Origin of the sequence: Kribbella sp. NPDC000426 (assembly GCF_040300265.1) — a bacterium.
Classification (GTDB): domain Bacteria; phylum Actinomycetota; class Actinomycetes; order Propionibacteriales; family Kribbellaceae; genus Kribbella.
Genome location: NZ_JBEPDK010000003.1, coordinates 1,031,107 through 1,045,452 on the forward strand (window position 1 = coordinate 1,031,107; position 14,346 = coordinate 1,045,452).

At 68.4% G+C, this 14,346-nt stretch carries 18 protein-coding genes; 10 read left to right on the plus strand and 8 right to left on the minus strand.

All coding sequences use genetic code 11. The features are described 5' to 3' along the window. The first annotated feature begins 119 nt into the window (after positions 1-119). Positions 120-683 (plus strand): ArsR/SmtB family transcription factor, encoded by a 564-nt coding sequence (locus tag ABT313_RS18875; protein WP_350854900.1) that lies wholly within the window; start codon positions 120-122, stop codon positions 681-683. Next, positions 676-1,506 carry an SRPBCC family protein gene (locus tag ABT313_RS18880; protein WP_350854903.1) on the plus strand — a complete coding sequence of 277 codons (831 nt, stop codon included), beginning with the start codon at positions 676-678 and terminating at the stop codon, positions 1,504-1,506. Before ABT313_RS18875 ends, ABT313_RS18880 begins: the two co-directional genes overlap by 8 nt. Here ABT313_RS18880 and ABT313_RS18885 read toward each other — a convergent pair. Continuing rightward, the gene (locus tag ABT313_RS18885) at positions 1,503-2,435 is read right to left on the minus strand and encodes a LysR family transcriptional regulator (RefSeq protein ID WP_350854906.1); all 933 of its coding nucleotides are present in this window, start codon (positions 2,433-2,435) and stop codon (positions 1,503-1,505) included. The genes ABT313_RS18880 and ABT313_RS18885 overlap by 4 nt on opposite strands. A gap of 82 nt (positions 2,436-2,517) precedes the next feature. Between ABT313_RS18885 and ABT313_RS18890 the strand changes: the two genes are divergently transcribed. Further along, positions 2,518-3,738 carry an MFS transporter gene (locus ABT313_RS18890; RefSeq protein ID WP_350854909.1) on the plus strand — a complete coding sequence of 407 codons (1,221 nt, stop codon included), beginning with the start codon at positions 2,518-2,520 and terminating at the stop codon, positions 3,736-3,738. Positions 3,739-3,750: 12 nt separating this feature from the next. Continuing rightward, the gene (locus tag ABT313_RS18895) at positions 3,751-4,578 is read left to right on the plus strand and encodes a phosphotransferase enzyme family protein (protein WP_350854912.1); all 828 of its coding nucleotides are present in this window, start codon (positions 3,751-3,753) and stop codon (positions 4,576-4,578) included. On the opposite strand, the gene ABT313_RS18900 is transcribed toward ABT313_RS18895, so the two are convergent. Then, complete coding sequence (locus ABT313_RS18900; RefSeq protein ID WP_350854915.1) at positions 4,575-5,021, minus strand: winged helix-turn-helix transcriptional regulator; 447 nt, start codon at positions 5,019-5,021, stop codon at positions 4,575-4,577. The genes ABT313_RS18895 and ABT313_RS18900 overlap by 4 nt on opposite strands. A gap of 86 nt (positions 5,022-5,107) precedes the next feature. On the opposite strand from ABT313_RS18900, the gene ABT313_RS18905 reads away from it, so the two are divergent. From ABT313_RS18905 to ABT313_RS18915, 3 genes are read left to right on the plus strand one after another with little or no spacing between them, the layout of a single operon-like run. Continuing rightward, positions 5,108-5,698: a dihydrofolate reductase family protein gene (locus ABT313_RS18905; protein WP_350854918.1), complete on the plus strand. Its 591-nt coding sequence runs from the start codon at positions 5,108-5,110 to the stop codon at positions 5,696-5,698. A gap of 12 nt (positions 5,699-5,710) precedes the next feature. Continuing rightward, the gene (locus ABT313_RS18910) at positions 5,711-6,091 is read left to right on the plus strand and encodes a TIGR03618 family F420-dependent PPOX class oxidoreductase (protein WP_350854921.1); all 381 of its coding nucleotides are present in this window, start codon (positions 5,711-5,713) and stop codon (positions 6,089-6,091) included. A 9-nt stretch (positions 6,092-6,100) separates the two neighbouring features. Beyond that, positions 6,101-6,790: a dienelactone hydrolase family protein gene (locus ABT313_RS18915; protein ID WP_350854924.1), complete on the plus strand. Its 690-nt coding sequence runs from the start codon at positions 6,101-6,103 to the stop codon at positions 6,788-6,790. Here ABT313_RS18915 and ABT313_RS18920 read toward each other — a convergent pair. Further along, positions 6,768-7,289, minus strand: coding sequence for a putative immunity protein (locus ABT313_RS18920; RefSeq protein ID WP_350854927.1), 522 nt, complete (start codon positions 7,287-7,289; stop codon positions 6,768-6,770). The genes ABT313_RS18915 and ABT313_RS18920 overlap by 23 nt on opposite strands. A gap of 39 nt (positions 7,290-7,328) precedes the next feature. After that, positions 7,329-8,261, minus strand: coding sequence for an AraC family transcriptional regulator (locus ABT313_RS18925; protein WP_350854930.1), 933 nt, complete (start codon positions 8,259-8,261; stop codon positions 7,329-7,331). Between the two features lie 91 nt (positions 8,262-8,352). Between ABT313_RS18925 and ABT313_RS18930 the strand changes: the two genes are divergently transcribed. Then, entirely contained in the window at positions 8,353-9,192 is an 840-nt protein-coding gene (locus ABT313_RS18930) for an NAD(P)H-binding protein (protein WP_350854933.1), read from the plus strand. Between the two features lie 125 nt (positions 9,193-9,317). On the opposite strand, the gene ABT313_RS18935 is transcribed toward ABT313_RS18930, so the two are convergent. From ABT313_RS18935 to ABT313_RS18945, 3 genes are all read right to left on the minus strand, one after another. Then, positions 9,318-10,472 carry a zinc metalloprotease gene (locus ABT313_RS18935; RefSeq protein WP_350854936.1) on the minus strand — a complete coding sequence of 385 codons (1,155 nt, stop codon included), beginning with the start codon at positions 10,470-10,472 and terminating at the stop codon, positions 9,318-9,320. 93 nt (positions 10,473-10,565) lie between these two features. Continuing rightward, complete coding sequence (locus ABT313_RS18940) at positions 10,566-11,354, minus strand: ABC transporter permease (RefSeq protein ID WP_350854940.1); 789 nt, start codon at positions 11,352-11,354, stop codon at positions 10,566-10,568. Further along, complete coding sequence (locus tag ABT313_RS18945; protein ID WP_350854943.1) at positions 11,354-12,307, minus strand: ATP-binding cassette domain-containing protein; 954 nt, start codon at positions 12,305-12,307, stop codon at positions 11,354-11,356. Before ABT313_RS18945 ends, ABT313_RS18940 begins: the two co-directional genes overlap by 1 nt. An 88-nt stretch (positions 12,308-12,395) precedes the next feature. On the opposite strand from ABT313_RS18945, the gene ABT313_RS18950 reads away from it, so the two are divergent. Further along, positions 12,396-13,358, plus strand: a complete 963-nt coding sequence (locus tag ABT313_RS18950; protein WP_350854946.1) for a helix-turn-helix transcriptional regulator — start codon at positions 12,396-12,398, stop codon at positions 13,356-13,358. Further along, entirely contained in the window at positions 13,355-13,939 is a 585-nt protein-coding gene (locus ABT313_RS18955; protein ID WP_350854949.1) for a YdeI/OmpD-associated family protein, read from the plus strand. Before ABT313_RS18950 ends, ABT313_RS18955 begins: the two co-directional genes overlap by 4 nt. Here ABT313_RS18955 and ABT313_RS18960 read toward each other — a convergent pair. Beyond that, entirely contained in the window at positions 13,936-14,280 is a 345-nt protein-coding gene (locus ABT313_RS18960; protein WP_350854952.1) for a cupin domain-containing protein, read from the minus strand. The two genes, ABT313_RS18955 and ABT313_RS18960, sit on opposite strands and share 4 nt — an antisense overlap. Between the last annotated feature and the right edge of the window lie 66 nt (positions 14,281-14,346).

Genomic DNA, 14,346 nt, shown 5'->3' on the forward strand with positions numbered 1-14,346 from the left:
GTTGTTGGTGATGCATCACCAAGCACTTCTTACAACGAGCGAACCACCACTTACATTCCCAAGTGATATAAATCTCGTGATTGACAAAGAAGATTTTTACGTACAAAGTTCTTTGTGTGATGAGAGACGTGATGCACCTGGAGCAGCTCGAACAGGCCGAGGCGCTGTTCAAGCCGCAGCGGATCGAGGTGCTGCGACGGCTGGCCGAGCCGGCTACCTGCAGCGAGGTGGCCGAGCAGCTCGGGCAGACTCCGCAGCGCGTCTACTACCACGTCAAACGCCTCGTCGAGGCGGGCCTGGTGACCCAGGTGGACGAGCGCAAGGTGCGCGGCATCCACGAGGGCATCTACCAGGCGACGGCTCGTTCGTACTGGTTGTCGCCGACGCTCGTCGGCCGGATCGGCGGCCTCCGCCGGACCCGCGACGACCTGAGCCTCGGCTACGTGCTGGACCTGATGGAAGAGGTCCAGACCGACATCGCCGCGCTGGATCGGTCGGCTCCGGAGCTGCCGTCCATCGGGGTGTCCGGTGAGATCCGGGTTCCACCGGACCGGCGGCGGGAGTTCTTCGAGGACCTGCGCGGCACGCTGCAGGACCTCTTCTCGCGCTACGGCGGCAGTGAGGGTGACGCCTTCAAGCTCGCCGTGGCCTGCTACCCCAAAGGAGACCAGACCCATGACTGAACCACTCGTTCTGCAGGTGCGCGCCAAGGCCGGCGTCGAAGAGGTCCGCCAGGCGCTGACCGACCCGAAGGCCCTCAACCTCTGGCTCGGCGAGCACTCGACCGTCGACCTCCCCAGCACGTTCGAGTTCTGGGGCCGCCACATCCCCGAGGGCGACGCGCCGCACCAGCGCGTCGTCGGGTACGACGGAAGCACGCTGACGCTGGCGTGGACGCTCGGCGGCGAGGAGACCACCACCGAGATCACGCTCACGCCCGACGCCGAGGACGCGACCGTGATCAAGCTGTCGCAGACGCACTTCGACTTCGCGGACGCGATCAGTGGCGCCAACATCCGCGGTGTGCTGCAGACCTTCTGGTCGCTCGCGCTGGCCAACCTCGTCGACCACCTCGAGGGGCGCGAGCTCACGGCCAGGCCGGACTTCACCTCGCCGGTCTTCGAGGGCGAGGTGCTGATCGACGCGCCGATCGACCAGGTGTACTCGTCGCTGACCGAGTCCGAGAAGGCCTCGGCCTGGTTCGGGTTCCCGATCGGCATCGACGCCCGCAAGGGCGGCCGGTTCGCGATGGGCGGGTTCGACGTCAACCCCGGCGTCGAGATCATCGACCTGGTCGAAGGCCGGAAGATGTCGACCGACTGGGGCACGGCCGGTATCAGCACCTGGGAGCTCGCCGAGTCGGACGGGAAAACCCGGCTCACGTTCGTGATGAGCGGGTTCGACGAGTCCAACCCGCCGTACGGCGCCTGGCTCGGCTGGCTCAGCGGCGTCGCGGCCCTGCGCCGGTACGTCGAGTTGCCGGACTGGTCGATCTGGTCCGCCTAGAAGTACGGGCGGGTGCTTTCCCCGATCAGATCGAGCAGGGCGGTGACCGCCCTGCTCGGTTGCCGTCCGGCGGCCGTCGCCACCGACAACGTCCAGGTCAGGTCGGTGCCTTTGATCGGCACCTTGGCGACCTCGGGGTCCTCGGTCAGCTCGAGATCCGGCACCACCGCCACCCCGAGCCCGACCCGGACGTAGTCGGGGATCGTGGTCAGCTCGGGGACCTCGACCTGGATCCGTCGCGGCATGCCGATCGTGTCGAAGGCGCGATCGACCATCTTCCGGTTGCCGAAGCCGGGTGGCATGTCCACGAACCGCTCGGCGGCCAGCTCCTCCAGCCGGACGCCGACCATACCGTACGGTTTGGTATGGCGGGTCTGAGTGGCGGCGGCCGCCACGAGCCGATGCGACGCAGGCAGGAGCGCGACGAACGGGACGGTCGCGATATCCCGGACGTCGAGCCCGTTCAGCTCGGGTTTCGGCAGCCCGAGCAACGCGACGTCCAGCCGGCCGTGGCGTACGTCGTCCGCGAGCCCGGTCGATCCGGTCGGCGAGGTGGCGACCTGGACCTCGACCAGCGGGTACTTGCGGTGGAACGCACCCAGCAGCTCGGCCAGGTTCACCAGGTTGAGCCGGGCGAGGGTCCCGATCCGGACGTTCCCGCGGAGACCGGTCGACGCTTCCTCGACGGCGGCCCGGGCGCGGTCCAGCGCCTCGAGCGCAGCCTTTGCCTCAGGCAACAAAGCCTGACCGGCCGCGGAGAGCGCGACCCGGCGGGTCGAGCGGTCGAAGAGCGTCGTCTTCAGATCGGTCTCGAGGGCACGGACGGCCGCCGACACCGTGGACTGCACCGTGAACAGCCGCTGCGCCGCCCGGGTGAAGCTCAGCTCCTCGGCGACCGCCACGAAGTACTCGAGTTGTCGGCTGTCCACAGCGACAATTATCGGATCTGACGATAAGAGCGTGCAAGAACTTTCGTTGGACTCGATAGATCCCGCGCGGCACGCTGGGAACATGTCCACCATGACGTCTTCGCGGACCGGCGTACGGATCCGGTTCGCCCATGCTCCCGGGTTCTGGGTGATCGCGGCGGCCTTTCTCACCACGATGGCCTTCTCGACGATCCCGACTCCGCTCTATGCGATCTACCAGCACCGGGACGGGTTCCCGACGTACGTGATCACGGTGATATTCGCCAGCTACGCGGTCGGTGTGATGGCCTCGCTCTACCTCGCGGGGCATGTCAGCGACTGGCTCGGTCGACGCCGGGTCGCGCTGCTCGCCGTACTCGCGGAGGCGTTGTCCGCGGCGATCTTCCTGAGCTGGTCGTCGGTGCCCGGTCTGCTCGTGGCGCGTTTCATCTGCGGTGTCGGGGTCGGCGTACTGACCGCGACCGCCACCGCGCACCTGTCCGAGCTGCGGCAGGTCGCGCGGCCGGGCGAGGACCCGAGCCGGTCCGCGTTGATCTCGAGCATGGTGAACCTCGGCGGACTCGCGTTCGGCCCGCTGATCGGCGGACTGCTGGCGCAGTACGTGTCGGCGCCGCTGCAGCGCCCGTACGAGATCTTCCTCGTGCTGCTGTTGCTCAGCGCGGTCGGGATCGCGCTCGTGCCGGAGACCGTGGAGCGGCTGGAGGAGCGTCCGGCGTACCGACCGCAGCGGGTGGCGTTGCCGTCGTCGGCACGTCCGCTGTTCTTCGCGTCGGCGATCGGTGCGTTCGCGGCGTTCGCGATCTTCGGGTTGTTCACATCGCTCGCGCCCACGTTCCTGGCCGGCGTACTGCATCACACCTCGCGCCTGCTCGCGGGTGTCGTCACCTTCGCCGTCTTCATCGCGGGCGCAGTGAGCCAGGCTGTGTTCGTCCGGCTGTCGCGTCCGCATCAGCTGCGGCTGGGCCTCGTCGCGATGTCCGTCGGTCTCGTCGGTGTCGCAGCCGGCGGTCTCGTTCCGAACCTGTGGCTGTTCGTCATCGGCGGCGTTGTCGCCGGTGTCGGTGTCGGCCTGGTGTTCCGCGGCGCCGTCGCGACTGCCGCGTCCCTGGCCGACCCGGGTTCACGGGGCGAGGTGCTCGCCGCGCTCTTCCTGATCGCGTACGCCGGGCTGGCGATCCCGGTCCTCGCGATCGGACTGGGCATCGCGCTCCTCCCCGCCCAGGTCGCGTTGCTGGTCTTCTCCGTCCTCATCCTGATCCTGGTGAATGCCGCCGTACTCCGTATGTTGGCCGCCCACAGGTGATGTGATGCCGGGGTGGTGGATCTCGAACGCAACTATGGCCTGACCGTCTCTTCGTTGCAGCCGCACCCTGGCGGGTTCGCCACCGACGGCTGGGTGGCCGACGAGCAGTGGTTCGTGAAGGCGTGGAAGGAAGGCGTACCGCCGGTCGGGCTCGAGCTCCTGCACCAGTTGCACGCACTCGGACTCCCGGTCGTGGAACCAGTCCGGACCGTGCAGGGAGAGCTGTCTGCGATGGACGGCGAGCGGGCGTACGCCGTTTTCCCTTATATCCAAGGGCGTACGGCGACCTGGGACGACTGGCGGGTTGTGGCTCGCGCGCTGCGCCAGGTCCACGACGTACCTCTGCAGGTGAAGCTGCCGCCCGCCGACACCAGTGAGCCGCACATCCGCGCTCTCGAACAGGAATTGCAGCACCCGTGGATCGCGGATCGGGCGGAACTGGTGTCCGCGGCGATCGCTCGGTTGGACGGCGTACGTGAGCGGCTCACGCCGGTGCGCGATGTCGTCTGCCACACGGATTTCCACGGGCTCAACGTGATGATCGGCGACGACGGCGAGGTGGCGGCGATTCTCGACTGGGAGAACGCCGTCATCGGACCCCGCGAGTACGACGTGTGGGTCGCGGCCGACGGCGGACTGATCGCGGAGTTCATGGACGAGTACGGCGCCGACGACCTCGATCTCGATCACCTCGAGTTCGCGCTCCTGGCCCGCGGGCTGCGGGACTTGTCGGCCCGGGTCTCGCACAACGTCGACCGGCCCGGCGTCGACACCTGGGGCTTCGACCGGATCGCGCGCGTCGACAGCGACCTCGACCACTTCCGCCCGTACTGCGCCTAAGCGCCCGGCCCGGGCAGTACGTCGATGTCGTTCGCGTGCATCGGCTTGCCGCAGTGGGAGCAGCTGAGCTCGACGTGGCTGATCTCGCCGCAGGCATGGTGCCGGTACAGCACCGGCGGGCCTGCCTCGCCGGCCAGCCATTTGTCGCCCCAGGCAACCATCACCATCAGGACGTCGATCAGCTCCAGGCCCTTGCCGGTCAGGACGTACTCGTACCGCGGCCGCTTGTCGTACGGCCGGCGTTCCAGCACGCCGCGGTCGACCAGATGGTTCAGCCGCTCGGTGAGCACCTTGCGGGAGATACCGAGGTCCGCCTGGATCTGCTCGAACCGCGACATCCCGACGAAGATGTCGCGCAGGATCAGCGGCGACCACGGCTCGCCCATCACGTCGAGCGTGCGCGCGATCGAGCACGCCATTCCACTGAAGTCTGTGCGTTGCATGAAATCAGCATAGCGATTGGGGTTCCCTGAAGGAACCCCAGCATGTTAGCGTTCCCTCAAGGAACTCCAAACGGAAGGTGGGAACGATGAGCAAGGTCTTGGCAGCCCTCGCGGTCTCGGTCGACGGCTACATCACCGGCCGCGATTCGGGTCCGGACCGCGGCCTCGGCGACGCGCCGATGCTGTTCGACTGGTACTTCGACGGCGACACCCCGAGCCAGGTCTTCGACGGCTTCAAGCTCAGCGCCCCGAGTGCCAAGGTGTTCGACGCGCTCGCCGGCCGGGTCGGCGCGGTCATCGCCGGGCGCAAGACGTACGACGACTCCAGCCACTTCGGCGGCGGCAGCCCGCACGCGAAGGCGCCGCTGGTCGTGCTGAGCCACGGTCCGGTCGCGGAGATCAGCGAGCAGCAGACGCTCGCCAACACCGTCGAGGACGCGGTCGCGGCGGCCCGCCGGATCGCGGGCGGCAAGGACGTCGGTCTGATGGGCGGCGGTGCTGTGACCTCTGCGCTGAAGGCCGGCCTCGTCGACGAACTCGTCCTGCACCAGGTGCCGATCCTGCTCGGCGGCGGCCGGCCGTTCTTCCAGGAGCTGCCCGAGCGTGTGCGGCTCAACCTCGTCAAAGCAGTGCCCGCCCCGGGCGTCACCCACCTCCACTACGCAGTCGTCCGCTGAAGGAGCAGAGCCATGTTGAAGCCCGCCGTACGCCGTGCCGTCGAGAGCAACTCGATCGCTCACCTGGCCACCGTTCTCCCGGACGGCTCGCCGCACTCGATCCCGCTCTGGGTCACCACGCTCGACGACCGCATCATCTTCCTGACCGGCCCCGACTCGCAGAAGGCGCACAACCTCCGCCGCGATCCCCGTGTCGCCCTCTCGCTCGCGCCCGTCGACAACCCGTACGAGCCGATCATCATCCGCGGCCGCGTCACCGAATGGATCGACGGCGACGCCGGCTGGGCCCTCGTCGACCAGATCGCAATGAAATACCTCGGCCAGCCCTACGACCGCTCGCTCGACCGCGTCATCGGCGTCATCGAGCCCGAGTACCAAAAGGTCGGAGTCTAAGATGCGCGCATGGGTGTGACGGTGACGGTTGGGGAGCAGGACGCTTATCTGGCGCGGGTCGGGCATGCCGGCATGTTGTTGTTGCCGATGATCACCGGGATCGGTGAGCAGGTGCGGGCCTGGGCCGATGAGTTGGCGGGGGAGGGGATCACCGCGCTGGCGTGGGATCCGTTCAAGGGGCGCAGTACTGACAACACCAGTCGGCAGGAGCTGAGTGGGTTGCTGCGGGAGATGGACGACGACACCGCCCTCGCCGAGCAGAGCGCGCTGCTGGACTACCTGGTCGACGAGCTCGGGTGCAGCAAGGTCGGCGTGATCGGCTGGTGCCTCGGTGGGCGGTTCGCCTTCCTGCTCGGGGCGCGTGACCAGCGGGTGGCGAATGTCGTCGCCTTCCACCCGACCGTTCCCTCCGACCGGCCGCCGCACCACACGTACGACGCCATTGCCGAGGCGGCCGGGATCACGGCGCCGGTGCTGGTGAGCTATCCGAGCGCGGACACCGCCGTACCGAATGCGGACTTCGAGACGCTGCAGACGGTGCTGCAGGCGCGGACGGCCGGCGCGACGTTCACGCAGTACTTCCCGGGTGCGGACCACGGGTTCTCGGACAAGTCGCGGCACGACAAAGAGGTGAACGCGGACGCGTTCCGGCTGGCTTGGCCGCAGGCGTTGGCGTTCATGAAGGCGACGGTTGCCTGAGCGCCGACTCCAGTTGGCGGTGCAGTTCGCCGAGCCGGCTGCTGCCGGGCGGCGTGCCGTCCGGGTAGCGCCGCAGTACGTCGCGGACCACGGGTGGCACTCGGTCGATCGCCCACTTGACGACGGCTTCGGGATCGCGCCCCGCCAGCTCGTGCGCGTACGCCGCGTACTGTGCCGCCCCGACGATGTGCTTGACCTGGGTGGCCGCCGCCAACGGATGCAGGTACGCCGAACCCGCCGCCGCAACGGCTGCCCTCGCCGCAGCCTCCGCGGCCGCATCATCCACCTCGCCTGCGGCTTTCAGCGCAGCCCACGCAGCCGTCCGGATCGCCTTCGTTCTGTTGCCTCCAGCACCGAATTCGCGAGCGACCTCGATCGCCTCGCGCGGTCGGCGATCGTCGGGGACGACTGCCTCGTAGAACCGCAACGCCCGCTCCGCACAGTCCGCACTCCAGAGGCTGAGCTGCCGCAGTTCGTCGAGGCTCAACGCGATCTCCATGAGCCTCAATCGTATCGTTGAACCGCGGTATTTAAGCTTTCACGCCGCCCGGCGATGGTCCGTCGGCGTGATCCCGCGGACCCGCTTGAACGCAACGCTCAACGCAAACGCGTTCGCGTAGCCGACCCGCCGGGCGATCGTCTCGACCGTATCCCGGGTCGAGCGGAGCTGATCGGCGGCGAGCGTGATCCGCCAGCCCGTCAGGTAGCTCATCGGCGCTTCGCCCACCACCGCGGTGAATCGCCGGGCCAGCGAGGCGCGCGACACCCCGACCCGGTCGGCGAGATCGGTGACGTTCCACGGGTGCGCCGGATCCTCGTGCAGCAGACGCAACGCAGTACCGGCAACCGGATCGGTCTGCGCCTGGTACCACCCCGGCGCGTGTGAATCGGGACGATCGAACCACGCCCGCAACGTCGTGATCAGCGCCAGGTCGAGCCATCGGTCGAGCACGGTCTGCTGCCCGACCGCATCGCGCTGGATCTCACTCGTGATCATCTCCATCACCGAACCCGCGACCTCCGCGGCCGGTACGACGAGCACTGGCGGCAGCGCGGTCACCAGTCGCCGGCTGACGTCACCGGCTACCTGATAGGTGCCGCTGGCAACCATCACCTCGCCGGACTTGCGGCTGCCGTACGTCCGCACGCCGAGCCGGGCCGAGTAGTCGGCCGGTGCCCCGGGCAACGGTTCGCAGATGCCGCCGGGATGGATCCGCAGCTGCGGCGCGGTCTGCACGCTGTCCCCGACGACGTACGGCTGCGGACCGGTGAAGATCGCGACGTCGCCCTGCTCCAGCCGTTGTGGCGCCTCCCCTTCGCGGGTCACCCAGCCCGAGCCGCGGACGAGGGTCGCGAGCGCGAGCGGTGCCTCGTCCCGGATCTCCAGCGCCCACGGCAGATCCAGGATCGTCAGGTTGAAAACCCCGTCCTGGGCGCGGGTCCCGGCCAGGAGTTCGTCGAGCACGTCCATGCGATGAGACTACGCCATGGTGAGCGCCTCGAACATCAAATTGCGCCGCATGGCCATGGTTTGTCTCACTCAACCCGGCTGAACTTGATACATGACACCGATACTGATCCTCAGTGGCAAAGGCAAGACCGGCCGTCGCGTCGCGGCCCAACTCGATACGCGGGAGATCCCGTACCGCCTCGCCTCCCGCTCCAGCGAGCAGCGGTTCGACTGGTACGACGAGTCCACCTGGGCACCCACGATCGCCGGCGCGGAGACGGCGTACCTCGCGCCGCCGGTCGGACCGACCGGTCTCACGCAGGCAGGCAAGTTCATCCAGCAAGCATCGGACCAGGGCTTGCGGCGGCTGGTGCTGCTGTCCGGTCGCGGCGTCGGCAGCCCGGGTCGCGACTTCGCCGTGTACGACGGCCAGCTCGAGCTGGAGAACGTCGTCAGGGCGAGCAACCTGGACTGGACGATCGTGCAGCCGGCGTGGTTCGCGCAGGGCTTCAGCGAAGACTTCCTTCGGTACCACGTACTCGCGGGCGAGATCCGGCTGTCCGCCGGCACCGGCGCCGAGGCGTGGATCGACACCAACGACGTCGGCGACGTGATGACGACGGCCCTTCTGGACGAGTCGTACGTCGGCCAGACCCTTGAGATCTCCGGCCCTCGCACGCTCACCATGACCGAGATCGCCGAAGAACTGTCCGCCGCGACCGGTCGCCCGATCACCTACGTCGACCTGGAGCCGGAGACGCACGTCGCCGAACTCGTCGAGCAGGGTCTGGTCCAGGAAGACGCGGAAGCGGTCCGGGACCTGTTCGCCGTGATCCGCAACCACCGCTCCGAGTACGTCTCCGACGGAGTGCCGAAGGTCCTCGGCCGCGCACCGCGGGATTTCCGGGACTGGGCCCGCGAGACCGCGGCGACCGAGGTCTGGTCTGCCTGACAGCGCGGACCGCCAGCACTCACCAACCGGCCCTCCCGGGCCGGGCGTGCGCTCAGCGAGCCGGTTGCGCGCGTGTTGATGAGTGCTGGCGGTCCGCTTCCCCGCCCACCTGAAGTGCGGGGAGGTCAGTGCTGCATGGAAATCCACTCGTCGTGGGTGATCTCCTGCAGCTCCGACGTCGGAGTCTTGGCGCGGGGCGTCGTACCCCCGCCGACGGCGCCGCCGCCGAAGACGATGTTCGCCCAGTTGTTCTGCGCGATCAGGATCGACGTGGTCTTGTCGCCGTTGATGTCCGCGGCGGTCGTCGTGTCGGTGGTGTCACCGTCGCAGTTCCAGTCGATCGGCTGGTTCGCGGCGCCGGCCGTGGTCCGGGTGGAGCCGTTCGGGCACTTCCAGCTGGTCTTGTACCCCGCGCCCAGGCTGCCCAGGCCGACCGTCTCGTCCGGCCGGGCCTCGTTGATCGACGTCGGCTGGACGTTCGAGTAGCCCCAGTACTTCGTGCCGTCGGCCTTGAGCACGCCGCCGAGCTGGAACGAGTAGTTCATCACGCTCAGGTAGTTCGGCTTGTAGTTCAGGTTGTCGGTGCCGCCGTGCTTCAGGCCGATGTTGTGGCCGAGCTCGTGAACGAACGTGCCGACATTGGTGTCGTCGGTCGCGTTCCACCCGCACTTCGGGCCGACCGTGACGATGAACGTGTCGTTCGGGATGTTGAACGCCTGGCCGCTGCTGCAACCGCCGTCGTAGCTGTCTCCCCAGATCATGTAATGGAAGACGGCCTTGCGGGCCGCGGCGAAGTTGGCCGCCTTGATCGCGTTGGTCTGGGTCGCCGACGGGTTCAGGTCGTCGTCGTACGTGACCTGGTTCCCGCCGCCGAGGTCGTACGCCGTACCGCGGGCGGCGCCGGCGTCGAGGTGGATCTTGACGCCGGTCGTGCCGTCCGGGTTGCTGACCGGAGCACTCGCGAAGACCTGGACGATCCGGTCGAGCGCGGCCGTACTCGCGAGCCGGCCGGACATGTAGTCCATCTCGACGAACAGGTCCTTCTTCTTCGGGTCCGCGCCCATCGCGGGCAGGTCCACGTCGACGACGCCGTCGCCGTTCGCGTCGTACCCTCCGGTCTCCCACGCGTCGGGCAGCGAGTCGCCGTCGGTGTCGGTCGCGGCGACGACTGTCCTCGCGTTGTCGACGGACGGAGCCGGAGCCGCCACCGCGCTCGAGGTTGCGAGCGCGGCGGCGGCCAGCGATGTCAGGACAGTGAGCAAGGCGGGGCGGGGCCTCATCAGATCTCCTTGGGGGCGGTGGGTGATCTGAGCGCTACCGTAGGTGATTTTCAGCGCCGGCAACGGCCCAGGCGGGCCACTGGCTCAATTGGGTCACGCGGCCGAGCGGAGCATCGCGCGGATACCGACGGTCAGTCCGAGTACCGCGGTCACGATCGCCGCGACCAGTCCCCAGAGCACGGCGCTCGACCACACATCGCCCGAGAACAGCGTCCGCTCGGCGTCGACGAGGTACGACAGCGGGTTGAACTTCGATGCCACCCGCATCCATCCCGGGCCGGTCTCCAGCGGCAGCAACATCCCGGACAGGATCATCAACGGGAACAGGAAGGTCTGCTGAACGACCCAGAACATCCAGTCCTGCTTGCGGACCGCGATCGCCAGCGCGTAGCTGAACGAGCCGAGCCCGACGCCGAACACCGCGAGCAGCGCCAGCCCGACCAGCGCACCGCCGACGTGCAGGTCGAACGCGAACGGCGTCATCACCGCGATCACGATCACCGCCTGCCCGAACAGCGGCACCATCTCCTTCAGCGCCCGGCCGATCAGCAACGACGAACGGGACAACGGCGTGACCAGCATCCGTTCGTGTGCGCCGGTCTGGAACTCGAACAGCAGGTTCGCGCCGGTGGTCGACGTACCGAACAAGGTCGTCATCACGAGGATCGACGGCACGAACCACTGCCAGACGCCGTCGCCGAACGTGCCGGCCATCGAGCCCGACAGCAGTGGCCCGAACAGAGCGAGGAACACCAGCGGCTGGATCATCCCGAACAGCAACGAGAACGGGTCGCGCAGCACCGGCTTCAGCTCGCGGGTCATCACGATCCGGATGTCGCGCAGCAGGTTCCGGGACGGTTCAGAAACAGTCAGGGTGGTCATCAGGCGGCCTCTCGCAGGTTCCGGCCGGTCAGGTTGAGGAAGACGTCGTCGAGCGTCGGCCGATGCACCTGCGCCGACGCGATCGGTACGCCGTCGTGCTGGGCCGCCGCGATCAGTTCGGGCAGCGCCGCCGGGCCGTCGGCCACGCGAACGCTGAGTTCGTCGCCAGTGGCAACAACTTCGCGGGCCCCGGGCAACTTCTCGGCCAGCACCGTCAGTCGTGAAAGGTTGTCGGGAGCAACAGTCAGGGCGAGCCGGTCTCCGGCCAGCTTGGCCTTGAGCGCACTCGCGGTGTCGTCGGCGATCACCTCGCCGTGGTCCACCACGACCACCCGCTCGGCCATCGTGTCGGCCTCGTCGAGGTAGTGCGTGGTGAGCACGATGGTCATTTCGTGCTCGGAACGCATCCGCAGGATGTGGTCCCACAGGTTCGCCCGGTTCTGCGGGTCGAGGCCGGTCGACGGCTCGTCCAGGAACAGCAGCGACGGTGCGTGGACCAGACCCATCGCGACGTCCAGCCGCCGGCGCTGACCACCGGACAGGTCCGACACCTTGCGCTGCGCGAGCTCCCGCAGCTCGAGCGCGTCGAGCAGCTCGTCGGCCCGTTGCTTCGCGGCGCGCCGGTCGAGACCGTAGATCACGCCTTGCCCGCGGAGCTCGTCGCCGACCCGCTGGGTGTGGCCGGCGCCGTTGCCCTGGCCGACGTACCCGATCCGTCGACGGACCTGGCCGGGCTGCGTCGTCACGTCGTACCCGGCGACCGTCGCCGTACCCGAGGTCGGGGTGATCAAGGTGGTGAGCATGCGCAGCGTGGTGGTCTTGCCGGCGCCGTTCGGGCCGAGGACGGCGACCAGCTCGCCGGGTGCGACGTCCAGGCTGATGCCGCGGACGGCGTGCACGGTCTCGGTACGGCTCACCACGAAATCCCGGGTGAGCGCTCGGGTGCTGATCACGGATGGCTCCTTCGGTTGGGCTTGATGGGACCGACATTTCCAGCAGTAGCGGTCAGGTTCTGTCCCTTACTCGTGCGAAGCTGAGGTCATGTCCGAAACCTCTGCTCGACTCCTCGCGCTGCTGTCGCTGCTGCAGGCGCGGCGCGACTGGCCGGGCGCCTTGCTCGCCGAGCGGCTCGAGGTCAGCCCGCGGACGGTCCGCCGCGATGTCGACCGGCTGCGGGACCTGGGCTACCCGGTGCGTGCGAGCAAGGGGCCCGACGGCGGTTACCGCCTGGACGCGGGGGCCGACCTGCCGCCGCTGCTGTTCGACGACGACCAGGCGATCGCGGTCGCGGTCGCGCTGCAGACCGCGACGACCACGGTCACCGGGATCGAGGAGGGCGCGTTGCGTGCGCTCGCCACGGTTCGCCAGGTGATGCCGGCGCGATTGCGGCAGCGGGTCGACGCGTTGCAGGTCACGACGGTCGATCGGTACGCGAACCGACGGACGACGGTCGACTCGGAGAAGCTGATCGCGATCGGGATGGCGGTCCGCGCACAGGAGGTACTGCGGTTCGACTACGCGTCACCCGGTGCGTCGGACGAATGGGTGCCGCCGCGCAAGGTCGAGCCGCATCACCTGGTGACGTGGGGCGGACGGTGGTACCTGGTCGGCTGGGACCTGGATCGGAAGGACTGGCGGACGTTCCGGGTCGACCGGATGACGCCGAAGTCGCCGACCGGGCCGCGGTTCACCCAGCGCGAGCTCCCGGCGCCGGACGTGGCGACGTACATCTCGAGCCGGTTCCACGGCCAGGACCAGAACGCGTGCCGGGGTGAGGCGATCCTGCAGGCGAAGGCGTCGGACATCGCGCAGTGGGCCGGGCGCGGTGCGTTCGTCGAGGAGGTCACGCCGACGAGTTGCCGGCTCGTGCTCACCGCGTGGTCGTGGACGGGCCTGGCTGCGACGTTCGGGATGTTCGAGTGCGACCTGGAGTTCGTCGGTCCACAGGAGTTGAAGGATGCCGCGGCCCAGTTGGCCGCCCGCTATCAGGAGGCTGCGTCGTGAATGCGGAACTGATCGTTGTGGACGCCGGTGCCTGGCTGGCCTGGCTGCGCGAGAACCACGAGACGTCGGACGGCGTGTGGCTCGTGCTCGCGAAGAAGAACGTGACGACGCCGACCAGCCTCACCTACGACCAAGCGCTTGAGGAGGCACTGTGTCACGGCTGGATCGACGGGCAGCGCAAAAGCCGTGACGAGCAGACGTTCGTCCAGCGCTACACCCCTCGGCGCGCGCGGAGCATGTGGTCGAAACGGAACGTGGACCTGGTCGCGCGGATGGAGGAGGCGGGCCGGATGCGTCCTGCCGGGCGCGCGGAGATCGAGCGTGCCAAGTCGGACGGCCGGTGGGACAAGGCCTACGACGCGTCGAGCACCCAGCAGGTCCCGGACGACCTGGCCGCGGCGCTGGCGGCCGAGCCCCGCGCGCAGGCCATGTTCGAGATCCTGACCAGCGCCAACCGGTTCGCCGTCGTCTTCCGGGTGAACGATGCGAAGAAGCCAGAGACCAGGGCGAAGCGGATCACGCAGTACGTCGAGCAACTTGCCCGCGGCGAGACGATCTACCCGCAGAAGCGGACGCTCTAGATGAGGTCGAGCGTCGCGTCCTGGCCGGCGGTGAGCGGGAAGTACGCCAGGAACGTGACGCCCTCGTCCTCGGTGTCGAAGCGGGAGATCCGGTCGACCGCGGGCTCGTAGAACACGTCGCCGGGGTGCAGGACCTGGATCTCGGCGTCGGCGGCCTGCTGGTAGATCGCCTTGCCGGAGACGATGTTGCCGAAGACGGGGCCGTTGTGGACGTGGGCGCCGAGCGCGGTGTGCGGCTCGATCGTGATCCGGCGTACCTCGACGTGCTGCACCGGGAGCGGCTCCGGCAGGTGCTGGTCGAGGACGACGACGCGGCTGATCGGTGACTCTGCTGAGGTCATGGCAGCATCGTACATACCAATAGGTACAGAAGTCCTCCGGGTTTGTCCGGCCGCGGCGCGGGGTGG

Bases quoted from the DNA above. Each gene is read 5' to 3' on its own strand.
- ABT313_RS18915 (WP_350854924.1), top strand. From the start codon at position 6,101: ATGGGTGTGACGGTGACGGTTGGGGAGCAGGACGCTTATCTGGCGCGG.
- ABT313_RS18935 (WP_350854936.1), bottom strand. From the start codon at position 10,472: ATGAGGCCCCGCCCCGCCTTGCTCACTGTCCTGACATCGCTGGCCGCC.
- ABT313_RS18890 (WP_350854909.1), top strand. From the start codon at position 2,518: ATGTCCACCATGACGTCTTCGCGGACCGGCGTACGGATCCGGTTCGCC.
- ABT313_RS18930 (WP_350854933.1), top strand. From the start codon at position 8,353: ATGACACCGATACTGATCCTCAGTGGCAAAGGCAAGACCGGCCGTCGC.
- ABT313_RS18960 (WP_350854952.1), bottom strand. From the start codon at position 14,280: ATGACCTCAGCAGAGTCACCGATCAGCCGCGTCGTCGTCCTCGACCAG.
- ABT313_RS18910 (WP_350854921.1), top strand. From the start codon at position 5,711: ATGTTGAAGCCCGCCGTACGCCGTGCCGTCGAGAGCAACTCGATCGCT.
- ABT313_RS18905 (WP_350854918.1), top strand. From the start codon at position 5,108: ATGAGCAAGGTCTTGGCAGCCCTCGCGGTCTCGGTCGACGGCTACATC.
- ABT313_RS18925 (WP_350854930.1), bottom strand. From the start codon at position 8,261: ATGGACGTGCTCGACGAACTCCTGGCCGGGACCCGCGCCCAGGACGGG.
- ABT313_RS18880 (WP_350854903.1), top strand. From the start codon at position 676: ATGACTGAACCACTCGTTCTGCAGGTGCGCGCCAAGGCCGGCGTCGAA.
- ABT313_RS18920 (WP_350854927.1), bottom strand. From the start codon at position 7,289: ATGGAGATCGCGTTGAGCCTCGACGAACTGCGGCAGCTCAGCCTCTGG.
- ABT313_RS18940 (WP_350854940.1), bottom strand. From the start codon at position 11,354: ATGACCACCCTGACTGTTTCTGAACCGTCCCGGAACCTGCTGCGCGAC.
- ABT313_RS18875 (WP_350854900.1), top strand. From the start codon at position 120: ATGAGAGACGTGATGCACCTGGAGCAGCTCGAACAGGCCGAGGCGCTG.
- ABT313_RS18900 (WP_350854915.1), bottom strand. From the start codon at position 5,021: ATGCAACGCACAGACTTCAGTGGAATGGCGTGCTCGATCGCGCGCACG.
- ABT313_RS18950 (WP_350854946.1), top strand. From the start codon at position 12,396: ATGTCCGAAACCTCTGCTCGACTCCTCGCGCTGCTGTCGCTGCTGCAG.